The sequence below is a fragment of the Fannyhessea sp. genome (assembly GCF_986145555.1).
This window is the reverse complement of record NZ_CFRCNA010000002.1, coordinates 1-24,035: the sequence shown is the minus strand read 5'-3', so window position 1 is coordinate 24,035 and position 24,035 is coordinate 1. Positions and strand designations below refer to the sequence as shown.

At 40.8% G+C, this 24,035-nt stretch carries 18 protein-coding genes and 1 tRNA gene; 14 read left to right on the top strand and 5 right to left on the bottom strand.

Annotated elements, in window-relative coordinates:
- The first annotated feature begins 1 nt into the window (after position 1).
- The 8 genes from AC5GD6_RS00715 to AC5GD6_RS00680 all read left to right on the top strand — a co-directional run bounded on the left by AC5GD6_RS00715 (position 2) and on the right by AC5GD6_RS00680 (position 11,349).
- Complete coding sequence (locus tag AC5GD6_RS00715; protein ID WP_491846018.1) at positions 2-1,024, top strand: LacI family DNA-binding transcriptional regulator; 1,023 nt, start codon at positions 2-4, stop codon at positions 1,022-1,024.
- A gap of 57 nt (positions 1,025-1,081) precedes the next feature.
- Complete coding sequence (malQ, locus tag AC5GD6_RS00710) at positions 1,082-2,728, top strand: 4-alpha-glucanotransferase (protein WP_491846017.1); 1,647 nt, start codon at positions 1,082-1,084, stop codon at positions 2,726-2,728.
- Positions 2,729-2,846: 118 nt separating this feature from the next.
- Positions 2,847-5,108 (top strand): glycogen/starch/alpha-glucan phosphorylase, encoded by a 2,262-nt coding sequence (locus AC5GD6_RS00705; RefSeq protein ID WP_491846016.1) that lies wholly within the window; start codon positions 2,847-2,849, stop codon positions 5,106-5,108.
- 96 nt (positions 5,109-5,204) lie between these two features.
- Entirely contained in the window at positions 5,205-6,389 is a 1,185-nt protein-coding gene (locus tag AC5GD6_RS00700; RefSeq protein WP_048596484.1) for an ABC transporter ATP-binding protein, read from the top strand.
- Positions 6,390-6,731: 342 nt separating this feature from the next.
- A complete protein-coding gene (locus AC5GD6_RS00695) occupies positions 6,732-7,184 on the top strand; it encodes a hypothetical protein (protein ID WP_276769208.1) in 453 nt (150 codons plus the stop codon).
- Positions 7,185-7,587: 403 nt separating this feature from the next.
- On the top strand, positions 7,588-8,637 hold the full coding sequence (locus AC5GD6_RS00690) for an inorganic phosphate transporter (RefSeq protein ID WP_048596486.1): 1,050 nt from the start codon (positions 7,588-7,590) through the stop codon (positions 8,635-8,637).
- Between the two features lie 108 nt (positions 8,638-8,745).
- Positions 8,746-9,378: a DUF47 domain-containing protein gene (locus AC5GD6_RS00685; RefSeq protein WP_006302798.1), complete on the top strand. Its 633-nt coding sequence runs from the start codon at positions 8,746-8,748 to the stop codon at positions 9,376-9,378.
- Between the two features lie 474 nt (positions 9,379-9,852).
- A complete protein-coding gene (locus tag AC5GD6_RS00680; RefSeq protein ID WP_311430959.1) occupies positions 9,853-11,349 on the top strand; it encodes an alanine/glycine:cation symporter family protein in 1,497 nt (498 codons plus the stop codon).
- 276 nt (positions 11,350-11,625) lie between these two features.
- Here AC5GD6_RS00680 and AC5GD6_RS00675 read toward each other — a convergent pair whose 3' ends face one another.
- Together AC5GD6_RS00675 and AC5GD6_RS00670 are read right to left on the bottom strand one after the other, a co-directional pair.
- Complete coding sequence (locus tag AC5GD6_RS00675) at positions 11,626-12,591, bottom strand: LacI family DNA-binding transcriptional regulator (RefSeq protein ID WP_311430958.1); 966 nt, start codon at positions 12,589-12,591, stop codon at positions 11,626-11,628.
- Positions 12,572-14,023 (bottom strand): sucrose-6-phosphate hydrolase, encoded by a 1,452-nt coding sequence (locus tag AC5GD6_RS00670; protein ID WP_311430957.1) that lies wholly within the window; start codon positions 14,021-14,023, stop codon positions 12,572-12,574. The genes AC5GD6_RS00675 and AC5GD6_RS00670 overlap by 20 nt, the downstream gene beginning before the upstream one ends.
- A 324-nt stretch (positions 14,024-14,347) precedes the next feature.
- Between AC5GD6_RS00670 and AC5GD6_RS00665 the strand changes: the two genes are divergently transcribed.
- Both AC5GD6_RS00665 and scrK read left to right on the top strand, forming a co-directional pair.
- Positions 14,348-16,237, top strand: a complete 1,890-nt coding sequence (locus AC5GD6_RS00665) for a PTS sucrose transporter subunit IIABC (RefSeq protein WP_491846015.1) — start codon at positions 14,348-14,350, stop codon at positions 16,235-16,237.
- Positions 16,238-16,337: 100 nt separating this feature from the next.
- Positions 16,338-17,246 (top strand): fructokinase ScrK, encoded by a 909-nt coding sequence (scrK, locus tag AC5GD6_RS00660; protein WP_491846014.1) that lies wholly within the window; start codon positions 16,338-16,340, stop codon positions 17,244-17,246.
- Here scrK and AC5GD6_RS00655 read toward each other — a convergent pair.
- On the bottom strand, positions 17,240-17,431 hold the full coding sequence (locus AC5GD6_RS00655) for a hypothetical protein (protein ID WP_491846013.1): 192 nt from the start codon (positions 17,429-17,431) through the stop codon (positions 17,240-17,242). The two genes, scrK and AC5GD6_RS00655, sit on opposite strands and share 7 nt — an antisense overlap.
- A gap of 53 nt (positions 17,432-17,484) precedes the next feature.
- Between AC5GD6_RS00655 and AC5GD6_RS00650 the strand changes: the two genes are divergently transcribed.
- A tRNA-Phe gene (locus AC5GD6_RS00650) sits at positions 17,485-17,560 on the top strand.
- Positions 17,561-18,154: 594 nt separating this feature from the next.
- Here the strand turns inward: AC5GD6_RS00650 and AC5GD6_RS00645 are convergent.
- A complete protein-coding gene (locus AC5GD6_RS00645) occupies positions 18,155-19,687 on the bottom strand; it encodes a polysaccharide deacetylase family protein (RefSeq protein WP_491846012.1) in 1,533 nt (510 codons plus the stop codon).
- Between the two features lie 144 nt (positions 19,688-19,831).
- On the opposite strand from AC5GD6_RS00645, the gene AC5GD6_RS00640 reads away from it, so the two are divergent.
- Positions 19,832-20,872, top strand: coding sequence for a branched-chain amino acid aminotransferase (locus AC5GD6_RS00640; RefSeq protein ID WP_276799460.1), 1,041 nt, complete (start codon positions 19,832-19,834; stop codon positions 20,870-20,872).
- Positions 20,873-20,922: 50 nt separating this feature from the next.
- Positions 20,923-22,233 (top strand): histidine--tRNA ligase, encoded by a 1,311-nt coding sequence (gene hisS / locus AC5GD6_RS00635; RefSeq protein WP_491846011.1) that lies wholly within the window; start codon positions 20,923-20,925, stop codon positions 22,231-22,233.
- Between the two features lie 43 nt (positions 22,234-22,276).
- On the opposite strand, the gene AC5GD6_RS00630 is transcribed toward hisS, so the two are convergent.
- Positions 22,277-22,648, bottom strand: coding sequence for a hypothetical protein (locus AC5GD6_RS00630; RefSeq protein WP_491846010.1), 372 nt, complete (start codon positions 22,646-22,648; stop codon positions 22,277-22,279).
- A 72-nt stretch (positions 22,649-22,720) separates the two neighbouring features.
- Between AC5GD6_RS00630 and AC5GD6_RS00625 the strand changes: the two genes are divergently transcribed.
- Positions 22,721-24,035 (top strand): C69 family dipeptidase (locus AC5GD6_RS00625; protein WP_491846009.1); only part of this gene is annotated, 1,315 nt, incomplete at its 3' end.

Genomic DNA, 24,035 nt, shown 5'->3' with positions numbered 1-24,035 from the left:
TATGAACATTAAGGATATTGCGCGGATATCGGGTTATAGCGTAGGAACGGTGTCGCGTGTATTAAACAGCAGTTCAAATGTGAGCCAAAAAGCACACGATCAAGTTATGGGTGTGGTAGATAAGTATCATTTTGAACCTAATGCTAATGCACGTAGTTTAAAGAGAACCGATACCCATTCCATCGCGGTTATGGTTAAAGGTCGCTACAATCCTTTATTCGCCAATATTCTTGAAAAGCTTCATACGTACCTTGACATGCGCGGTGAAGATGTATATGTTGCATATTTGGACGAAGACGAAAACGAAGTGCAATTTGCGCTTCGGTACCAGAAAGCCCATAATCCGCGCGGTATAGTTTTTCTTGGCGGTGAGCTTGAGTATTTCAAGCAAGATTTTTGTCAAATTGTGTGTCCGTGTGTCGTAATTACCAATTCAACACAAACATTGCCTTTTACTAATTTATCGTGTGTTTTAACAAACGATGGGCAAGCGTCTTCGGATATCGTTGACATTTTGATTCAGGCACATCATTCAAAAATTGCAGTTATTGGAGGAAATCTTTCTCAGGGACAAATTAGTTTGAGAAGACTTTCGGGAGCTATTAGAAGATGTGCACAAGCAAAAATACCTTTCGATATGAGTTTGCAGTATGAACCTTGCCATTTTTCAATGCGAGAAGGGTACGATGCCTTGCTTCGTGTTCTAAAACGTGTGCCCCAAACAACTGCGATTTTTGCGTTGGGTGATGTGATTGCAATTGGAGTTATGAGAGCTTTGCGTGATATTGGAAAGTCTGTTCCCCAAGATATTTCCCTTGTTGGTTTTGACGGTATTGAATCTTCTCAATTTTGTATTCCACGCCTTACAACAGTCAGACAGGATACAACACGTTTAGCTGAGAGGGGGGCAGCAATTTTACTGTCTATGATCGAAGGTACATCTCGAGGTAGTGTCTGTGAAATTGTTGACCATACTGTGTTAAAAGGTGAAACTGTTAAAAATCTGTCTGAATTAGATAACTAGCGTTATGATAGACATTTGTTTATTGTTGGATGTTTGCTTGAAAGGAGAGAAGTCTTTATGCGTTCTGCAGGAATTTTACTGCCTATAACCGCTTTGCCTTCTCCTTATGGTGTGGGTACAATGGGTCAATCAGCTCGTGACTTTATTGATTTTTTGCACGATTCGTCTCAAACGTACTGGCAGGTTCTCCCTATTGGTCCTACGAGTTTTGGTGATTCACCATATCAGAGTTTTTCTACCTTTGCAGGTAATCCTTATCTAATTGATTTGGATACCCTTATTGCTGAAGGTCTTTTAACTCAAAATGACGTTGATTCGGTGAAATGGGGTGCCGATCCTCAAAAGGTTGATTACGGTCTACTTTATAAAACTCGCTTTAATGTATTACGTAAAGCAGTTAAAAAATTATGGGATGATCATACCTTTGAAGTTTCTCAATTTTGTAAGCTTGAACATTCCTGGTTAGATGACTATGCGCTTTATATGTCCTTAAAGGATGCAAATGACTCAAAGCCTTGGACTTCTTGGCCAGAACCTGTTCGTCTGCGTGAGCCTCAAGCTTTAGAGCAAGCTCGTAAAACGTTATCAGCTGATATCAAATTTTGGCAAGGTGTCCAGTATTTCTTTTATAAGCAGTGGGGTGAACTTCACTCGTATGCTCATGACAACGGTGTTCAGATTATCGGTGATTTGCCAATCTATGTTGCAGCAGACAGTGTTGACACCTGGTCTCATCCAGAGCAATTTCAACTCGATGAGTTTAGATTGCCTACAGAAGTTGCGGGGTGTCCTCCCGATGGTTTTTCTGCAACTGGTCAACTCTGGGGAAATCCTCTTTTCAACTGGGATGTTATGAAAAAAGATGGATATTCATGGTGGCTTACACGAATTTCAGCGCAGTTTAGACTTTTTGATGTTTTGCGTATAGATCATTTCCGTGGGTTTGATTCATATTATGCAATTCCTTACGGCGCTCAAGATGCATCCGGTGGTAGATGGCGAAAAGGTCCAGGTATTGCGTTCTTTAATCAACTTAATAAGAAGCTTGGTAAACGCAATATTATTGCTGAAGATTTAGGGTTTCTTACTCCATCAGTTATTAAACTTCTTAAAGATTCTACCTACCCTGGTATGAAAGTACTTGAATTTGGCTTTGATAGTCGTGATTCTGGTGGTAGAACCTATCAACCGCATAATTATCCAAAAAATTGTGTTGCCTATGTTGGAACTCATGATAACAGCACGGCACTTGGTTGGTTTGAAAGTGTTGATAAAAAAGACGCTGATTATGCACGCAAATATTTGCATATAGCAGACGGCGAAAGTGTTGCATGGGCTGCTATGCGTGGTATTTGGTCATCTGTGGCCGACACTGCAATCGTGCAAATGCAGGACGTTTTGGAACTTGATGATTCTGCGCGTATTAATGTTCCTTCTACCTTGGGCTCTAACTGGACATGGCGCTATAAAGCATGTGATCTTTCTGACAAACTTGCAAAACGCCTTAAAGATCAAATGTTCTTATATGAGCGTTTAAGCCAAGGTGATGTTCAAGAACTTGAAGAAGCCGAGGCTGCGCGCAAAGCTCATGAAGCTAAGAAAGCTTTAAAAGATTCGTCGGTATCTAAAACACCAAAAGTTGTTTTAGATACTCGCGATGATTCTAAAAAACAATGTAAGTGTGGATCTCGAGGTAAAAAGTAGGTTATGAACATCGGTTTACACGTGGGCAGAATTACTGGGCAATGTTGTTTTGCATTTGCATGTCTTATATGTTCTACCAGTGTATGTTCGATGAAATAATTATAGGAGGTTGTAGTAGATGAACTTTGAAGATAGAGTTCGCGAATTTTTAAGCCAACATAATGTGGCTCCCGAGGCAGCAACTGGTGAACAGCTTATGCAAGCATTGACAAGCGCTCTTCGCCAAATGCAGTTTGACGCGCCAAAAACTCAAGGTAAGCGTAAACTGTATTACTTTTCTGCTGAGTTTTTGGTAGGTCGTCTGCTTCGTGCCAATCTTATTAATTTAGGTTTGGTGGATAGAGCAGAAGCTCTTCTTCAAAGTTGGGGCACTACCTTGGCCGAGGTTGAGGATTGTGAGCCCGAGCCTTCATTAGGTAACGGTGGTTTAGGTCGTCTTGCAGCTTGTTTTATGGATTCAATTGCTTCACTTGGATTGCCTGGAGATGGTGTTGGTCTTAACTATCACTACGGCCTGTTCCGTCAAGATCTTTCCCAAGGCTATCAGCTTGAAGAGCCTAATCCTTGGATCGAGCGTGAATCTTGGCTTTGTTCTACTCCATTTACCTTTGATGTTCCTTTTGCATTTGGTAATTTACGCGCCAAGCTTTTTGACATTGAGGTACCAGGTTATAAAAATGGTGTGGTAAATCGTCTACATCTTTTTGATGTCGAAAATCCAGCGCCTGCACCCGAACATGGTATTTCGTTTAATAAGAATGATATCGAGCACTGCCTCACTTCATTTTTGTATCCTGACGACTCTGATGAAGCTGGACGTCTTTTGCGCGTATATCAGGAATATTTCATGGTTTGTGCAGGTGCTCAACTTATTCTTCATGAGATGGACGAAGCAGGTCATCCACTTGACCAGCTTGATAAGTTTGTAGCTGTCCACATTAACGATACGCATCCTTCTATGGTTATCCCCGAACTTATTCGTCAGCTTGTTGCACGAGGTGTTTCGGTTGATAGAGCTGTAGAAATTGTAGAAAATACTTGTGCATATACCAATCACACTATTTTGGCAGAAGCTCTCGAAACATGGCCAATTGACTTTATTTCTCGTGTTGCACCTCAGCTTGTACCTATTATTCAAGATCTTGATCGTCGTGCACGCCTTCGTACACAAAACGAAAAGCTTGCTATTTTGGACAAGAATAATGTTGTTCACATGGCTCATATGGATGTTCATTTTTGTTGCAAAGTTAATGGAGTTGCCGCACTTCACACCAAGATTTTGGAAGAGTCGGAAATGCACGGCTTCTACCAGCTTTATCCCGATAAGTTTAACAACAAGACTAACGGTATAACTTTTAGACGTTGGCTTATGGGATGCAACCCCGACCTTGCCAATTTGATTACCCAAACTATTGGTGATGCCTGGATTAAGGATGCTTCACAGTTAGAGCATCTTCTTGATCATGTTAACGATGAAAATCTTCTGAACGCGCTTGATGCTATTAAGACTTCTAATAAAAAACGTCTTGCCGCATGGCTTGAGAAAAAAGAGGGCGTTCAAATTGACACTAACGCTGTTTTTGACGTACAAATTAAACGTCTTCATCAGTACAAGCGTCAGCAAATGAATGCTTTGTATGCTATTTGGAAATACCTTGATATTAAAAATGGACACATTCCTTCTCGTCCGTTGGTAATGTTTTTTGCCGCAAAAGCTGCTCCTGCATATATCCTTGCAAAGGACATTATCCATGTGTTGCTTTGCCTTTCAAAACTCATTGCAAATGATCCAGCCGTTTCTCCTTGGCTTAAGATTGTTGTCATTGAAAACTATAATGTAACCGTTGCTGAACATCTTATTCCTGCGGCTAATATCTCTGAGCAGATTTCACTTGCTTCTAAAGAGGCTAGCGGTACAGGTAATATGAAGATGATGGCAAATGGTGCGCTTACCTTGGGTACGCAAGACGGAGCCAATGTAGAAATTGTAAATCTTGTTGGCAAAGAGAACGCGTATGAGTTTGGTCGCACCTCTGAAGAGGTTATTGAGCTTTACGCAACTAATGGTTATCATCCTACCGACTTCTGGAAGGGAAGCGACATTGAGCGTTTGATCGACTTTATCGTTTCGCCTGAGATGCTTGCAATTGGTAAGTCAGAGAGCTTAACGCGTGTTTACAAGGATCTTTTGTCGCACGACTGGTTTATGACTTTGCTTGATATCGAAGATTACATCAAGACTAAGGAACAATGTCTTGCAGACTTTGAAGATCGTCACGCTTGGATTAAGAAAACGCTTATTAATATTGCTCATGCAGGGTTCTTCTCGTCTGATAGAACAATTGCAGAGTACAACCGTGACATTTGGCATTTAGTTTAGTGTTCACGAACTTCGTGATACACTTAAATGCAGGTAATTGAGGGGATAATGGCATTACGCCGAACATATAAGGTGTGTTGATAGAAAGGATTAATCATGGCAGAGGTAAAGCTTCAGCATATCGAGAAAATTTATCCTAATACCGAGAAACAAAAGGGTGCTAAAAAGCATAAACATAACCTCAAAGTAACCGACGAGGGTGTTGTAGCGGTAGAGGATTTTAATCTTGACATTGCTGATAAGGAATTTATCGTACTCGTAGGTCCTTCTGGTTGTGGTAAATCTACTACCTTACGTATGGTTGCTGGTTTGGAAGAAATCACCCGTGGTGATCTCCTCATTGGTGGCAAACGTATGAACGATATTCCTCCTCGTGAGCGTGATATCGCTATGGTATTTCAAAACTATGCTCTTTACCCTCATATGACTGTTCGTGCGAACATGGAATATCCTTTAAAGCTTCGCAAGATGGATAAGGATCAAATTAAGCAACGTGTTGATCAAGCTGCAGAAATTTTAGGTATTACCGAGTATCTTGATCGTAAGCCAAAAGCTCTTTCGGGTGGTCAACGTCAGCGTGTTGCTATTGGACGCGCTATTGTGCGTGAGCCTAAAGTTCTGCTGATGGATGAGCCGCTTTCAAACCTGGATGCAAAGCTTAGAAACCAAATGCGTGCCGAGATCATTAAATTGCGCCAACGTATTGACACAACCTTTATTTATGTTACACACGACCAAACCGAAGCTATGACGCTTGGTGACCGTATTGTAATTATGAAGGATGGTATGGTTCAACAGGTTGGTGCTCCTCAAGAGGTCTTTGACCATCCTGCAAATCTCTTCGTAGCAGGCTTTATTGGTGTACCTCAAATGAACTTCTATGATGCTCACTTAGGTCTTGATGATGAAGGTAAGTATGTTGTTGACCTTGCTGGTCATAAAGTTGTTTGCTCACCTGATAAACAAGAGAATCTTAAGAAACATAATGTTAAACCTCAAGATATTACGTTGGGTGTTCGTCCCGAGCATATCGGTCTCTACGGTGAAGGCAGCGATATGATTGAAGGTAAGATCGAAGTTACCGAGCCTATGGGTTCAACGGTACACCTTCATGTTAAGGCTTGTGGTTCTGATACCATTATCATTGCGCAAACCGCAAAACTTGAAGGCGAGAATCCTGCGAGCTTGCCAATTGGTAGCCCCATTCAGTTTACCTTTGGTGGTAACGTTATGCACTTGTTCAGTAAAGAGAACGAAAAGAACCTGGAATTTGGTGCATAAATTCTCTTTTCTAGACTCTGCGTACCCACGATGTGTCTCGTATGCATCGTGGGTTCTATTTTTGATATCAGACTTTTACTCTTATTGTCTAAATCGCAGAATATTTATTTTTATGAATACAAAATTCTGTTCACAAACAAAAGATTATTTTTTGTATTTTTATAAAGTTTTCAATGCTAAATCCCTCTAAGTTGCAATAAAAGTTTGCTTCATTGCGCTTCATTTATTTAAAAAATATGTCTATATACTTGCTAATTCATGCTATATTTAATGTATACAATCTTTTTAATGAATTATTTTTAAAGCATATATAAATTGGCAAGGCAAAAAGGGGAGCATACGATGGAGCGTTTAGAGTTTTCTGCACGTTGCAACTGTATTGGGTTTGATGCATATGTTCTTGCAAAGCAGATGTCGCTCTCGGTTGATAAAACTCGTCCTTGGTTTGATATGAATTGGAATGCTGAAGTTCCTGCAACTGCTGTCTTTACGCTTACTAAAGCAGAACAGATACATTTTCAGGTTATTAAGTCTGCGCTTGCTCTTATCCATCAAAAAACAAATGGCATTGCTCATGGAAAGACAATTAAACTTCCGTATTGGGCAAACCAGAGAAAATATGATAGTTTGCATAAGGATACACAACCTTGTGATTATCGCATCGCAAACGCGCGTTTAGTTGCACTTGCGCAGATATTATCGCAGGAAGGGTTTGATATCCAGTGGGTGCAACCGCAAGAACAGCTTGCATACGTTATCTCAGGAAATATAATAACTGCTGATATACACCTATAAGGGTTATGTTTGGCACCTATATGGTGCTGTACTTCAACACCTATAACGTGCTGTGCTTCAAACATAGCTTACTTAAGCAAGTATCATTGTCTACTCCGATTTAATCTATGCTAGGTTTTTAGATGTAGAAAATGTATAGTTTTATTAATCGGTGAACGGTCGCATTTTTCGGTAAATACATGTGAAAATAGATTTGCTTATAGATCTTTGTATGTCTTTATCGCAGTTGCGTATGAAGCTACTCAATAGAGTCATATGGTATCTCTAAGTGTACCGTGCTTGTTTCAAGGATGTTGCCTCTATTGATTTTTGTCTTGAGCGCATTCTGCAAGATATTGGGACATGCTTAGTTGTATAGATCTTGCTGAAACAGGCAACACAACGAGGGAAAGGAATCAACTTCGTGATTAGTTTCCAACAATTTATTGGAATGCTTCAGGTTAACCCCTTTTTAGCAATTGTTGTTGTACTTGTTTTAGGAACAATTTTTGTTAATGGAGCAACGGATGCGGCAAACGCTATCGCAGAGCCTATAGGCACGCGGTCTATCAGCGTTAATGCCGCTATTTTTATGAGTGTTGTGTGTAACTTTGTTGGACTTGTTGTTATGAGCTTTATCTCCACTGCTGTTGCAGACACCATGAGCGGTATGGTCAATTTTGGTGGGGATACCCACGCAGCTCTTATTGCTTTAGCGGCTGCAACCGTAGGCATTGTGGCTTGGGGAGTGGGAGCCTGGGTTTTTGGTATACCAACGTCTGAGTCTCACGCTTTAATTGCTGGTCTAACTGGTGCTGCATTGGCAGTCTCAGGAGATTTAAGCGGCGTTAATATGGGGGAGTGGATGAAAGTAGTCTACGGCCTCATTTTTTCTTCAATCGCTGGTTATGCTGCTGGTTGGGTTGTTGTCAAGATTATTCGCAATGCGTGTCGCAATGTGGATAGAAGACGAGCCGACGAAATTTTTGGTCGTCTACAAGTAATAGGTGCTGCTGGCGTGGCTCTTATGCATGGTGCTCAAGACGGTCAAAAATTTATGTCTACTGCAATGTTGGCAATTGCCCTATCGGCAGGGATGCAGGCTAGTGACCTCAATGGATTTCCATTATGGATTGAAGTTCTGTGTGCTTTGACGATGGCTATAGGTACTGCAGTTGGAGGTAAACGCATTATTAAAAAAGTTGGCATGGAAATGGTACAGATGGAAAAGTACCAAGGTTTTGCCTCTTCGGTTTCGGCTACGGTATCCTTATTTGTCGCAACGCTTACGGGGCTTCCAGTTTCCACAACTCATGCAAAAACTGCTGCAATCATGGGTGCTGGTGCCGCTAAAGATGTGCGCAGCGTTAACTGGGCTGTTGCAAAAGAAATGGTTTACACCTGGGTGTTTACATTTCCTGGTTGCGGCATTATTGGATTTGTTCTTGCTAAACTATTTTTACTGGTTTTCTAAGTGTTTCGCGATTGTGCATGAAGTTTGGCACAAAGTTTATCTCGTATTGTCTATGTTGGTATCTGATTATGTAATTTGGTTTACTACGTATGTAAAGGAGCTCATATTATGGGTCGCATAAAAAAAGAGGACGTTTTTTATACCTTGTTTAAAGATTTTGCAAAAGACATCACTAAAGCTGCAGAGGATTATGCAAAGTTGTTACATGACTATCCTACAACAGTTAATCTTATTCCTTTGATGAAACTACATGAGGTCCATTGCGATGAACATGTTAAGAAGATTATGGCAGAGTTATATTCTTCGTTTATTACACCTTTTGATCGTGATGATATCTCTGATTTGGCTCTTCGTATGGACGATATTGTAGACTCAATGGAAGGCGTTGCGATTCGTCTTGAACTTTTTAATACGTCTGGAAGTCGAACAGAAGCAACTCAGCTTGCTGATTTAACTGTTTGTGCAGCAAAAGAGATCGAAAAGATGATCACTTGTTTGCCCGACTATAAAAAGGATAAACAAGCTTTAACCCATTCTATTGAGGTTGGTCATATAGAAGATGAGGGCGATACTGTTTATGAAAGTGCTTTGTATCGTCTGTTCCACGACGAAGATCTTCCTGACGCGCGCCGTGGACATGTTGTTTCCTGGCTTCGTCTTTTTGATCGTATGGAGAACACGCTCAATGCGTGCGATAGAGCGGCTGGTGTGGTAAGAAACGTTATCATGAAAAGCGCGTAATTGCATGAAAGCAATCGATGCTTTTTGGTCGTATAAAGAATCTTGCTATTCGTTTAGAATTTACACGTAAAAAAGTTCCATAAAGCTCTTATGCTTTATGGAACTTTTTGTCCTATACTCCGCTATGCTGGCGTGTAGACACTTGTGTACGGGTGTAGATGCAGACGTCTATGCAGACGCAGATGGGGGGCAGGAGTGCATGCGCGCGGGCAGGGGTGCTTGCGCGACATTGTTTCAAGGTTACTTTCTTATTAATTATCTCGAACAATCTCGGATTGTTGTTCATAGATGATACAATACCCATCAAGTTTTATAGAGCTTCGAGCGTGTAAACCGTTCCAAGCGCGCAAAGCTTTTTGGTTGAAATGTAAGAAAAGCTTTCCACGCACGCAATGTTTTCACGTATGACCGTCGTTTGTACCAAGCTCATTCATAGCGTTTAGTTCCTGTAGACTTTTAGAGACGAGGTAGACTATGAACTCACTCATTGCACTTACCGATGCTATAGATTCGTACATGTACTCGTATCTTTTAGTATTTCTTTTGATCTTGTCTGGGGTGTATTTTTCGATTCGTACGCGTTTTGTACAGTTTAGATTGCTTGGCGATATGTTTTCTGTGTTGCTGGAAAAGCGCCACGTCGACGGTCAAGAAGCGGTATCTTCCTTTCAAGCGCTTATGGTCTCCACAGCGTCTCGCGTGGGTACGGGAAATATTGCAGGCGTTGCTACAGCCATTGCCACAGGTGGTCCAGGCGCTGTATTTTGGATGTGGATCATGTCGTGTATTGGCGCCGCGTCTGCGTTCATCGAGTCTACGTTAGCGCAGGTGTGGAAAGTGCGCGGCGACGAGGGAGAGTTTCGCGGAGGCCCTGCGTACTACATTAGTCAAGGGCTTGGAATTCACTGGCTTGGCGTTATTTTTGCAATTTCGCTTATCCTTTGTTTTGCCGTAGGGTTTAACGGGCTTCAGGCATACAATTTGAGCTCGTCTTTTGAGTACTTCATTCCCCAATTTAGGGAATCCCACGCTGATTTTGCGATTGCAACATTGCTTACGGTTACCACAGCGATGATTATTTTTGGTGGAGGCAGACGGATTGGTATGTTGTCTTCCATCATTGTGCCGCTTATGGCACTTGTGTACCTAGGCTTTGCCGTTGTCTTGACAGTGTTTCGTTTTAGTGATTTGCCGCGCGTCTTTTCGCTTATTTTTGCGTCGGCGTTCGATTGGCAATCGATTTTTGGTGGGTTCATGGGGTCAACCGTTGTTATTGGTATTAAGCGTGGTCTTTTTTCGAACGAAGCGGGTATGGGGTCAGCGCCAAATGCTGCAGCAGCGGCTTCGGTATCACATCCCGCAAAGCAAGGTCTCGCGCAAACCCTTTCGGTTTTTATCGATACAATTGCAATTTGTACCTGCAGTGCTATGATCATTCTTCTCTTTTATGTCAGCGGATCGCCAGAGAAGCTCAATGGCATGCCGCTTGTGCAGGCAGCCGTCCAAGCAGCGGTAGGAGAAGTAGGCATTTATGTGATAACCTTCGCTATCGTTGCGTTTGCCTTCTCGAGTATTATTGGTAATTATTTCTACGCGGAAAGCAACATCAAGTTCATCAAAAATAATAAAGTTGTGCTCTTTGTATTCCGCATTCTTTGTTGTATTGCTGTGTTTATGGGTGCACAGTCGAGTTTTGATCTCGCATGGAACGTCTCGGACATTCTCATGGGCATCGAAGCTATGATCAACATCATCGCGATCCTTCTCTTGGGTAAATGGGCTATAGCGGTACTTGTGGACTACCAAGAACAGAAGAAAAAAGGACTCGATCCAGTATTTGTGGCGAGTAATATTCCTGGTTTGCCAGCATGTGAGTGTTGGAATACACCGCGCGAAAAAATTGAGCATATGGAGCATACTCAAGCAAAAGAATCATGCAAGCAGCTCTCCGATGAATTGCTTCGCGATTAACAAAGGGCTGCGCGAAACGTGTCACGCATGTGGCCGCTTGCAGTAGGAACAGGCGCACGCGCAAAACGCTAGCCGCATACCCGTATAATATCACGCGCAAAAGAGCACTTTTGCGCGTGTTTTTGGGATATAACTCTATTAGTACCACGTGTACAACATCCTAGACGCTACAACATTACAAATAAACATATATGCTTATCATTAATTGTGTAAAAAATCCAGTAATAATAGCATGTTTGCTTACAGACAAAGACTTATTATGTGTAATAGAATTTATTAAGCACTCTCGCCTGAAAGCAAACAAACTGGAAGAAAATATCCATCTGGCGAGACGCTTTCCCCATGTATTTTTTTAATCAATAAATCAACGAGAACTTGGGCAATTTCGGGTAATGGCTGTTTTATGGTTGTAAGGTATGGGTAGTATTGCTGGATAAATGACGTGCCATCATAACCGATGATTTTTAGATCATTGGGAATTGAAATATTGAGCTGTTGTGCAATTTTAATAACCAGAATAGCTGTCAAATCATCTGATGTAAAAATAGCATCTGGTTTTAACTGCGATAAGGTTGTTTTAATCTCCATTTCTTTTCGCACGGAAGATAAATCACTTGGTATATTAACAATGTGTGCATGTGGAAGGATAGAAGCAAATCCAGCATGACGCAAACCTGTTGGTGAGTTTGAATTATCATTTCCTGTAATCATAACAAATGAACTCGCGCCAGTTTTTTTAAGAGTCTGCGCAGCAAGAACGCCACCCGCATAATTATCGGAGGATACAACAGGTATATTAGGCGATAGATTACGATCAAAAGAAATAATAGGTGCAGAGACTCGATTGTAATCTTTTATACCCAGGTTATGGCTCCCCGAAATAATGCCATCAACTTGATTTGCTTCGAGCATTTCTAAGTATTCTCGTTCTTTTTGCGGATCGTGCTCGCTATTACAAATTATGCATTTATAGCCATTGGTGAACAGTTCTTGCTCAATAAGATCAATGAGTTCAGCATAAAATATATGGCCAATCTTTGGAAAAATAAGACCTACTAGTTTGGTTGATTTGCCTTGTAGGCTTCGTGCAAGATTGTTTGGCTTATAGCCTAGAGTTCGCATCGCTTCATTAACTTTGCGAATAGTCTTTTCTGAAAGATAACCTTTTTTATTGATTACACGAGAAACGGTTGTTGCACTTACACCAGCAATTTTTGCAACATCAGTAAGTTTTGTAGCCATAATCTAATTCGTAGTATGTTCCTGTGATGTTTCCGTTAACTGTAATTCCGTTGTGGCGTGAATATGGAAACACACGTCCAGAAAATACCTTTTCTCCTTTATTAATAAACATTTCAAAAACGGAATTATCAATAAAAATATTAACAGTCGTCGCTTGGTTGTCAATAAAACATGTTCGGGTGCTGCCATATTCTTTTGCAAATTCTTCTCCAACACCGCTACGGTCAACCTTAACGCTATTATGCTTTATGTCAAAAGTTAGGGTAAGACCTTTTCCATCTCCATCAGCAAAAAGTGTAATTACGTTCGTACTGTTGGCTTGTAAATGAACCTCTAATTCATAGCAGTTGTTTGTCTGTGCAATATTACAAAGAGGTTTTTGTGATATGCGTAATTCTTTAATAGAAGAAACTGGATACTGATACAATTTCCCGTCTTTGATCCTAAGTTCTTTTACTAGTGATAAGACTCCTTGATAATTATAGCGATCAGTTGGATATGAAGTGTCTGGTAAGCCTATCCAACTTATTGCAAGGACGCGATTATCTTCTGTATTAAATGCTTGCGTAGCATATATATCAAATCCCCAATCAAGGAGTTGAGGCTGAGAGATAGAAGTTATACAAGACTTTTCTGGTATAAATGATGACCCTATTTTATATACATTCGGATAGATATTTTTGTATGAACACACATCTTTATCTAATCCTTGTGGGCAATATATAAGCACAGGGACTTGATCTACAAAAACCAAATTAGGACATTCAATCATATATGAGGTATAGTCATTGGAAAAATCAAGTTCGCCGACCTTTTCCCAGGTACCATAATCATTTTCATGAGATTTATATAACTGTATAGTTCCTTGACGCTTTATTGTTTGTGCACCAATAACTGCATAATATTGGTTATGGTACATAAATATTTGTGGGTCACGAAAATGATCCGTAGTATCCATAGGCTGGTTAATAAGTGGGGTTTTCAATTTTTTCAGATGGCCTTGTTTATCTATGAGAGCACCTAATTGATAGGTATGGCGCTTCCACTGGCAATCGCGCACATTTCCCGTATAAAAAATAAAAAGATTATCTTTTATTTGAAGCGCAGATCCTGAATATGCACCATGGCTATCAAATCTTGTGTCAGGTAAAATCTTTAAACCTGTTGGTGAAAAATGGACAAGATCATCGCTTTTAAGTTGTACCCAGGATTTCAAACCATGGGCTGCTCCAAATGGAAAATGTTGAAAAAAGACAATCCATGTGTCATTAAAATAGCAAAAACCATTAGGATCGTTGAGGAGCCCTGTTTGCGGTTCAATATGGTAATTAACACGCCATGGTGATTGATTGACACGTTTTTTTATTTCGCAAAGTTCTTCATGGGACCATTGCTCATAGCGTTTATAGCAAAGTTCGCGTGTCCATTTCATGTTCTTATCCTCCAATTCTTTATGTATGTAACATCATAAAATTTTTTAAAGGTCAATAAAGAATTACTATTAAAACTACAAAAAATGATATACGCTTATCAGATATAACTTCTAAACATAACCCTTTTGGCTAGGGATTGATAGCCATACGACATGCAACTATAGCGCACAAAAACAGATACGTCTCGATAGATTATGAATCTAAGTTCACAAACCAATATAAATATACCAAACGTTTGACATATATTTTATAAAACGCTACCATACGTAAATGTAGTACTTAAGAGCTTTTGTCATGCTGCTGAATACGAGGTGATCTTTGCCATGAACAATCATGAAATTGCAAAGCAGGTTGTTAGTGCCCTTGGAGGACCAAATAATATTGAGTGTGTAACACATTGCGCAACGCGCCTAAGGGTTATGGTGCATAATGCTGACATAATAGATCAATCCAAGCTTGAATGTATAGAAAAGGTTCAGGGCTCTTTTTTCAACTCAGGGCAATATCAAATAATTTTTGGCACTGGTACTGTTAATAAAATTTACGACGAAGTTGTGTCACTTGGATTGCCAACTACATCAGAAAAAGATATGAAAGCATTGACAAAAAAGCACGCTAATCCGATTCAACGAGGTATACGTACTTTTGGAGATGTATTTGTCCCTATCATTCCAGTTATTGTTGCAACTGGCCTCTTTATGGGTGTTCGTGGATTGCTCAACGCACTTGGATTATTACTTCCCGCAGACATTAACACCTATACTCAGATCTTAACCGATACAGCATTTGTTATTTTACCTGGATTGGTTGTATGGTCAACATTTTGTGTTTTTGGGGCAAGTCCGTCTGTTGGCATTGTTCTGGGTATGATGCTTGTTTCAGGATCTTTGCCTAACGCATGGGCGGTCGCTTCTGGCGGTGAAGTACATGCTATGCAATTTTTTGGATGTATTCCTGTTGTTGGTTTACAGGGCTCAGTATTGCCTGCTTTTATCATTGGTGTTATTGGTGCCCATTTCGAGAAATTTATTCGAAAAATGGTACCCGATGTGCTTGATCTTTTGATCACTCCTTTTACTACGCTGTTAGTTATGTCTATATTAGGGTTGTTTATAATCGGTCCTGTTTTTCATCTTGTTGAGACATATATACTTGTTTTTACAAAAACTGTGCTTAATTTACCGTTGGGCTTAGGAGGACTATTAATCGGTGGTGTTCATCAATTAATCGTGGTGTCTGGGGTTCATCATATTTTTAATCTTTTAGAGGTCCAATTATTAGCAGCTGATCATGCAAACCCTTTTAATGCGATTATTACAGCTGCAATGACCGCCCAAGGCGCTGCTACCGTGGCTGTAGGTGTTAAAACACATAATCCTAAATTAAAGACTCTGGCTTTCCCAGCAGCGCTTTCGGCGTTTTTAGGAATTACAGAACCCGCTATTTTTGGCGTGAATCTTCGTTTTCGTAAACCGTTTTTCCTTTCATTGATCGCGGGAGCGTTAGGTGGTTGTTTAGCATCAAATCTTGGCTTGGCTGGAACTGGAAACGGAATCACTATTATCCCTGGTGCAATGTTGTACATTGGTAATGGACAATTGCTTCAATATATTTTCTTAGTTTTTGTGTCTTTCGTGCTAGGTTTCATATTAACGTATCTATTTGGGTATGAAGATGAAAATAATACCAACTCAACGGACGATCATGTATCTGACGATAACAACACATGTAATAAAATACAAAAACAGACGAAGTCCAATATACAAATTCTTAAAACACCTGTTAGTGGTAAAGTGATAAATCTTGAAGATGTAGCCGATCCTTGTTTTTCAAAGGGTCTTATGGGCCCAGGTGTGGCTATTGCACCATCAGACGATACCGTTTATGCACCATCTGATGGGGTAGTGACTGTTGTTTCTGACACGGGGCATTGCTATGGAATAAAGACAACTCAAGGAGTTGAAATTCTCATACATATTGGTATAGATACGGTTTCAATGAATGGCGAAGGCTTTAACTCAAGAGTTTCTCAAGGCGATAAGGTTTGTGCAGGTGATGTATTAGGAACATTTGATTCACAAAAAATTGTATCTTGCGGGTTAGATAACACTACGATGGTCATTATTACGAACATGGATAGTTATCATGCTTTTACCGTGTTAGCGAACGGCACTATTGGGAAAAATGACAACATCATAGAAATAAAACAGTAATCAGTGTGACCATACTTACTCACGATAGTTGCATGTTACAGTACAATATATGTAGTACTCTAACTAAAGTTTTGGTAAATTTAGCATTACGAGGTGTCTTATGACAGAATTTTACGGGAGTCTTGAAGCAGGTGGAACCAAGTTTGTGGTGGCTATTGGCAACAAACAAGGAGATATCATTGAACAAGAAAAGATCCCCACCACAACACCTAAGGAGACTATTGAAAGTGTCATTGTCTTTTTTGCAAAGTTTAAAGATTTAAAGAGTATAGCTATAGGCTCGTTTGGTCCTATTGATCTTGACACAGCGTCAGAAACATATGGTTTTATAACTAATACCCCAAAGCAAGGTTGGAAAAACGTTAATCTTGTTGGTTTGCTTAAAGATGTGTTACATGTACCCATTTACTTTACAACAGACGTTAATAGTTCTGCATATGGTGAGGTTTTTGCCCGCAATAGGGCAGGGCAATTTATAGAAAACCTTGTTTACTATACCGTTGGGACAGGTGTTGGTGCCGGCATTCTTCAACGAGGCGCGTTTATTGGTGGAGTTGGCCATCCAGAAATGGGACATGTATATGTTGCAAAGCATCCAACTGATATACAAAATGACTTCAAGGGTGTTTGTCCCTTTCATACTGGTTGTCTTGAAGGCCTTTGTTGTGGACCAAGCCTTGAGGCTCGTTGTGGTGTAGCCGGAGAGAATTTAAGCGAAGATAATCCCGTATGGGATATAGAGGCATATTATCTTGCACAGGCGGCAGTTCTTGCAACAGTTTCATTCCGCCCAGACATGATTGTTTTCGGTGGTGGAGTTATGGCTCAGCCTCATATGCTTAGTCGCGTAAACAGAGAATTCCTAAAGCTTTTGAATGGATATATCTCTATTCCAGCTAATCATGATTATATTGATGTACCGTATGTAAAAGAAAATGGATCCGCTACTTTAGGTAATTTTATACTCGCGCAAAACATATTCAGTTCTTGTAGTCATGACCGTTACTGATACGTGTTGTCTTTTATGGACTGTCTATTAGCAGATGAGTCAATGGTTGCGCCTATGCTATTTCTAGGATTAGCAGGTGTTTTGATAGCTTCTTCTAGCTTGGTCTGCATTTCAATTTTTAAATTGTGGAGTTTAACTACTGTTTGCACATATTTATAAGAAATATTCAAATTACACTTTGACATTCCTTCTATTTTTGTTATAGTAAACAAGCTTGCTTTTTTGGAAGTAGCAACGTGGCTGGGTAGCTCAGTTGGTAGAGCAGGGGACTGAAAATCCCCGTGTCAGGGGTTCAATTCCCTTCCCAGCCACCAGTTTTTTTCTTCCCTTTTTACATAATCTACCATCGCAAACGCAAACAGTTTAATACGTAAATATTCCTCAATTGCGCTCAGTGTTAAAAAGTGTGAATTACTGTGTTTAACTGGTGTGACAGGTTGCGCTCGATACACCAAAAAATCCTCATGTGACAAAACATGTGACAATTTTTTATATGCATAAACAGCCTATAAATCACTAACTTTATCAACTATATTTGCCGTTTTACATATATTCGCTGGATGTGTATGAGGCATTTTTTAAAGTTTTATCTAGATATCCTTGATATAACTTTTGTGCTTCAAGACAAAACATTCAGGAGAATCTATATAAAAAAGAGCCCCACGCCGCAGCGTTGCCACGGGGGGAGCTCGTTTCGTTAAAAAATAGGCGAAAAAGCGGACTCAGTCCACCGAACACCTATCGCTCTTAATATACTACAAATAGGTATACATGCAAACACATGCATGGCAGCAAGCAAACAAATCGTGAAAAATAAGCCCACGGTGTCTCGAGTGAGTCAGCGTGGGCATTATTAATTTCATGGTACACCCGCCTGTGCCACAGTCAACACAAACGGTCTAGACTACCTATGCAAGCTCTGTTGGCCATACACAATCGTCGGGCATGGTTGCAGACCCATCGGCAATATCAGAAGGAATTGAGCTATCCGACTTCATAAGTTCTTGGATACTTACAATCTTAAATCCATCTGCAATAAGCTTATCCAAGATTTGAGGAAGAGCTTCTAGGTCTTGATCGCGCTTTCCGCCACCGTCATGCATCAAGACTACGCTACCAGGAGTAACATTTTTTAACGCGCCATCAATAATTTTGTTCACGCCAGGCTGTTTCCAATCAAGTGTATCTTGTGTCCATAAAATCTCGGATGATACAATGCCTTGGCTATCGAGCCATGTCTTAGTTGTAAAATCGCCATAAGGTGGTCTAAACATTGTAGTTGTAATGCCAGTTGCCTCTGAAAGCGATTCTTTCACCTTACTAAGTTCTTCACGTAGCTGATCGGGCTTTTTCTTCGATAAAAGTGGATGCGTATAACTATGCCCCGCAATATAGTGGCCTTCGTCCAGTACCTTCTTAGGCTGCTCTTTCATGTTGTCAACATTTTGACCAATGTTAAAGAATGTAGTTTTGATACCTCTGTCTGACAAAATTTTAAGGTATCGATCGGTATAAATGCTTGGGCCATCATCAAACGTAACAGAAATGAGTTTTTCGCCATTATCGGGCTTAATATTTTGTCCGTGAATGATACAATTTTGTACCTCTTGAATTACATCGCCATCTGCGGTGATACCAGATTCTTTACCAGTTCGGATTTCTTTTTTACCGACTTTGCCCCATTGTGCAACATAGCGCACCGTTGCCCATGCTACACCGGTTGTTGCAAGCTTTGGTTGGGTTTCTTCAATTTGTACGTCGTAGTCTTCCATGCGATTGTTACCGTTAGCGAAGTTTACATGCTCACCACCAGCAGCGCGCCAATTGGCAAACTCTTTTTCTTCAAGGTCACTGTCATCTATAGAAACACTATAGGGATAACCTTGCGCATCTTGCAAAACACTACCGTCAACTGCAATGTAGTTACCTGGCTCCACAGAAAGACCAGCCTGCTTATAGAGATCGTCAAGCGTTGTACCTGGACGAACCGATATCTTTTGGTCGTTAACATAGACGTCAACTTTACGCTGCAACCATGCAAATAAGCCAGCTCCAACAGCAGCAGTGCCAATACATCCCCAGATAAAGCGTCTTCTGGTTACGGGAGCTTTTTTGTACGCTTGTGCTGCATACGCAGCGCTTGGTTCTACAAGCTCGGTAAGTACACCGCGATCGCTATCAACAGAATTTCTTTTATAGTGGCTCATTACATCAAGTGGCGCTTCAACATGATTAGAAAAAGAGCCAAAGGTAGTCTGTGTATCCTGATTAGTATAAGATGCTGGTTCACCGCTATTATCTACTACATCTGTAGGCTTTTCATGAATTGTATCTTGATGATAAGCTTGCTGCTGCAACTCTTTTTGCTCTTCCTGTTTGACAAAAGATGCTGCATGACGAGGGTGTGAATGTTTACTCTGCATACGTTTTCCAATGGACATTTTTACACACTTCTTACAATATAGTTACAAACAATATAGTATCTAAAAGGTACTATAGTAAGTCAAATAGAGGATATACACCTCTTATATTACTACCCGTAAGTTTAGCGTTGTATTGATATATAGAATAGGAGTTTATATAAAATGCATAAGAAAAATTTGGATTGGTCTGCGCTCACATTTGCATACAAACCCTGCGATTATAGTTATGTATCAAACTATAAAGATGGAGCATGGGACGAGGGTTGTCTTACAACACAACACAGCCTTACTATCTCTGAATGTGCTGGTATTTTTCATTATTGTCAAGAGGTTTTTGAAGGGCTCAAAGCTTATTCAACAAAGGATGGCCGCGTTGTTTGCTTTAGACCCGATCAAAATGCACAACGCATGAGTGATTCTGCAAAGCGTCTGTGCATGCCTTCATTTCCTCAGGAGCGTTTTGTAGCAGCAGTTGAGGAAGTTGTTCGTGCAAATGCTGCTTGGATTCCACCTTTTGGATCTGGGGCTACGCTTTATATTCGTCCATTTATGATCGCAACTGGTGACGTAATAGGTGTTAAGCCTGCAGATGAATACCAATTCCGTATTTTAGTAACGCCAGTAGGTCCATACTATCAAGGTGGCGTTAAGCCAGTTCGCGTACGCGTGCCAAAATATGATCGTGCAGCACCTCATGGTACCGGAAACATTAAAGCAGGTCTTAACTATGCTATGAGCATGTATCCATCAGTTGAGGCTCATAGCTTAGGTTTTGCCGATAACATGTACCTTGATCCTCAAACACATACCTTTGTAGAGGAGTCAGGCGGCGCAAACTTCCTGTTTGTTGATGCGCAAGGACATCTTATTGTTCCTCAATCGGCAACTGATTCTATTTTGCCTTCTATTACCCGTAGATCATTAGTTGATGTTGCAGAAAAACTTCTTAACATCACCGTTGAAGAGCGTCCGGTGCGCTTTGATGAAGTTCACAATTTTGTTGAATGCGGTATGTGCGGTACAGCAGCTGTTATATCACCTGTTGGTGAAGTGCAAAATGGGGAAGAAACCATCGTATTTGGCGCTGGCATGAAAGAAGTTGGACCTGTTATGAAGCTTCTTCGTAAAACGCTTACCGACATTCAGTCATCAGAGCGTGAAGATACCTTTGGTTGGGTTCACGAAATTACTCTTGAGGTATAATAAGGAACGTTATAGTTTGTCCATATACTGATGGTAAAAGGATGATGATTGTGGCACAAAGGATTCAAGGAACAGAGGATTTGTACGGCGACAACATGCGTGCATGGAACTTTGCGCTTACCTGTGCGGCTGAGCTTTTTAATACGCATGCGTTTGACATGATAGAAACTCCTGCGCTTGAGCAAGTTGATACGTTTGTTCATGGTATTGGCGAATCTTCAGACGTTGTGCGTAAAGAAATGTTCAGAGTTTTTTCTGGCGCTTTGTTAGAAAACCTTTTAAGTTCTCAATCTGAACAACATCTTAAACCTAAACAGCGTATGGCACTTCGTCCCGAAGGAACCGCAGGCGTTGTGCGTGCTGTGGTTGAACACAATCTTATTCCACAAGGTGCTTCTCCGCTTAAAGTTTGGTATGGTGAAGCAATGTTTCGTGGAGAACGTCCTCAAAAAGGTCGTCTTCGTCAGTTTCATCAAATAGGTTGCGAATGGTTGGGTGCTGATGATCCATGTGCTGATGCCGAGTGCATTATGATGCTTATGGAATTTTACACGCGGATGGGTTTTGAGTCCAACCAGCTTGTTTTACATATCAACTCTATGGGCGATCAAGCTTGTAGACCAGCTTATCGTGAATCTGTTCGTGCTTTTATCAATGATCACCAAGACGAGATGTGCCCAGATTGTCTTGAGCGCGCAACTATCAATCCTTTGCGCGCGTTTGATTGTAAAAATGAGCATTGTCATGAGATCATGTCTGATGCTCCTCTTGCAAAAGATAATCTTTGTGCTGAGTGTAAAACTCATTATGAACGTGTTAAAGCATTTCTTGATGAAGCACGTGTTACCTACGTTGAGGATCCAACGCTTGTGCGTGGACTTGATTATTACACGCGCACTGTCTTTGAAATTGAATGTCCGCAAGCACACGTTGGTTCCATTGGTGGCGGCGGTCGCTATGATGGACTGGTTGAGCTCGAAGGAGGCCGTCCTACCTGTGGTTTAGGCTGGGCGCTTGGCTTTGAGCGTATGATTTTGGCACTCCAAGCATTTGGCACACAGCCATGGAAGACTGCACCTGCTTGTGTGTATGTTGCATTTACGTCTGATGCCGAGCGCATGTATGCGTTTAACGTCTGTGCACAGCTGCGAAAAGCAGGTATTCGTACCGAATCCAATTATCAGGGGCGTTCCCTTAAGAGTCAGTTTAAGCAAGCCGATAAATTAGGTGCTCGTTTATGTGTAGTCATCGGCGAGCATGAAACTCAAAATCAATCGGTTACCGTGCGCGATATGCAAACGCATGAGCAAACAGAAATTCCATTAGCCAATCTTGTTTCAGAGCTTATGGCAAAACTCTAACAAGTGCGCGTGCTGCAATATGTGCGTGTTGAATGGCTATGCATTATTCAAATGCATAGCCTAAGTACAGAACCATAAATATTGACACGATTGTTATGAGCGCCGAATAAACAAGCGTCATTACCGTTATTGCAAAGTATATCGTCTTCCATACGATAGTTACTATGCGTTGTTGCGTGCTCGTTGGTTTATGGTTTTGTGTATCGTCTTTTTGAGCTAGGTTTTGATAAACTTTGATTCCTATCGAAATTGCAAGCAAGATATACGCAACACAGTTAACGCCAATAATAACATAGAGTACGTCGAATGTTGGTAGAGCTAGTGAAAACGGTAAAAATTTAAAAGAGATTACTGCAAGCATTAAGATAAGAGATAGAGCATGTAAGACTTGCGATATGCGTGTAAGATTTTTCATCTCTGACCTTTCTATGTCTTTTGATACATGTACAGTATACTATAGCTAAATTGTTACATGAGAGGAGCGGCTATGAGACACCATAGTGCCTGTACCACCATTTTAGTAGGGAAGAAAGCTTCTATTGACGGTTCAACCATGATCGCGCGTAACGATGATACATTTAGACCTATTACGCCGCAAAAGTTTATTATTGAACCCGCGCGCACAAACGATAAAGGAAAAATTTTAAAATCTTGGCTTAATAAATTTAGCATGGAGCTTCCACCTGATGCTGATAGAGTTCCTGCAGTTCCTAATGTTGATTATAAAAAATGCGGTTATTACGATGAAAGCGGAATCAACCAGCATAATGTTTGCATGTCATGTACCGAGTCTACTTATGGTAATTCTTTAACGCTTGCATTTGATCCTCTTGTTCGCGATGGTTTAGATGAAGACTGCATGCAAACCGCCGTGCTTCCTTATATTACCTCGGCTCGCCACGGTGTTGAATATTTAGGTTCGCTTATAAAAAAGTATGGTAGTCCTGCAGGTAACTCGGTGTTATTCAGTGATAAAGATGATATCTGGTACATGGAAATTGTAACAGGCCATCATTGGGTTGCACAGCGTATTCCTGACGATTGCTATGCTGTTGCTCCTAACTGCGTTTCTATTGAATGCGTTGATTTTGACGATCCCGACAACTTTATGTACAGCGAAGGGATTCGCGAATTTGTGGATACACATCGTCTTAATCCTGATCGTAGCTGTTGGAACGTGCGCCATATTTTTGGTACCGCAACCGATGAGGACAGGCATTACAATACCTCTCGTACGTGGTATGTTCAAAAATATTTCAATCCCGAGCGTGCCCAAGATCCTGAAGATTTTGATCTTCCGTTTATTTCTCGTGCGCAAAAGCTTATTACGCGTGAGGACATCCAATTTTTGTTGGGCTCGCATTATCAAAACACTCCATACGACCCACTAGGTCATGGCCAGGATGCCGACAAACATAAGTTTCGTCCCATTGGCCTTAACAGAACTCAAAATGCTCATATCTTGCAGATTAGAAACGATGTTGCAGACGATAGAGCGGCAATTATGTGGCTTTGTATTGGAGGCCCTACCTTTACACCGTTTATTCCATTTTTCACCAATATGAATGATACCGATGCTTCGTTTAAAAACACCAGTATGACGTATAACGCGCGTGACGCATGGTGGTATTACAAATCGCTTGCCGCGCTTGTAGAGAGTCACTATGCTCACTTTGCGTTGCCAAATGCCGCGTATCTTGATGAGCTTAATCGTTGGTACCGTGCGCGTGTTGAAGAAATTATTGAGCAAAGCCGTAATCTTACGGGTGATGAGTTAACAGCGTTTTTGACAAAAGAGAATC

What these genes read in the sequence shown, in the direction of transcription:
- AC5GD6_RS00695 (WP_276769208.1), top strand. Translation starts at nt 6,732, where the DNA reads ATGGAGCGTTTAGAGTTTTCTGCACGTTGCAACTGTATTGGGTTTGAT.
- AC5GD6_RS00675 (WP_311430958.1), bottom strand. Translation starts at nt 12,591, where the DNA reads ATGGCTACAAAACTTACTGATGTTGCAAAAATTGCTGGTGTAAGTGCA.
- AC5GD6_RS00670 (WP_311430957.1), bottom strand. Translation starts at nt 14,023, where the DNA reads ATGAAATGGACACGCGAACTTTGCTATAAACGCTATGAGCAATGGTCC.
- AC5GD6_RS00630 (WP_491846010.1), bottom strand. Translation starts at nt 22,648, where the DNA reads ATGAAAAATCTTACACGCATATCGCAAGTCTTACATGCTCTATCTCTT.
- AC5GD6_RS00680 (WP_311430959.1), top strand. Translation starts at nt 9,853, where the DNA reads ATGAACTCACTCATTGCACTTACCGATGCTATAGATTCGTACATGTAC.
- AC5GD6_RS00640 (WP_276799460.1), top strand. Translation starts at nt 19,832, where the DNA reads ATGCATAAGAAAAATTTGGATTGGTCTGCGCTCACATTTGCATACAAA.
- AC5GD6_RS00715 (WP_491846018.1), top strand. Translation starts at nt 2, where the DNA reads ATGAACATTAAGGATATTGCGCGGATATCGGGTTATAGCGTAGGAACG.
- AC5GD6_RS00685 (WP_006302798.1), top strand. Translation starts at nt 8,746, where the DNA reads ATGGGTCGCATAAAAAAAGAGGACGTTTTTTATACCTTGTTTAAAGAT.
- AC5GD6_RS00705 (WP_491846016.1), top strand. Translation starts at nt 2,847, where the DNA reads ATGAACTTTGAAGATAGAGTTCGCGAATTTTTAAGCCAACATAATGTG.
- AC5GD6_RS00645 (WP_491846012.1), bottom strand. Translation starts at nt 19,687, where the DNA reads ATGTCCATTGGAAAACGTATGCAGAGTAAACATTCACACCCTCGTCAT.
- malQ (WP_491846017.1), top strand. Translation starts at nt 1,082, where the DNA reads ATGCGTTCTGCAGGAATTTTACTGCCTATAACCGCTTTGCCTTCTCCT.
- scrK (WP_491846014.1), top strand. Translation starts at nt 16,338, where the DNA reads ATGACAGAATTTTACGGGAGTCTTGAAGCAGGTGGAACCAAGTTTGTG.
- AC5GD6_RS00665 (WP_491846015.1), top strand. Translation starts at nt 14,348, where the DNA reads ATGAACAATCATGAAATTGCAAAGCAGGTTGTTAGTGCCCTTGGAGGA.
- AC5GD6_RS00655 (WP_491846013.1), bottom strand. Translation starts at nt 17,431, where the DNA reads ATGTCAAAGTGTAATTTGAATATTTCTTATAAATATGTGCAAACAGTA.
- AC5GD6_RS00700 (WP_048596484.1), top strand. Translation starts at nt 5,205, where the DNA reads ATGGCAGAGGTAAAGCTTCAGCATATCGAGAAAATTTATCCTAATACC.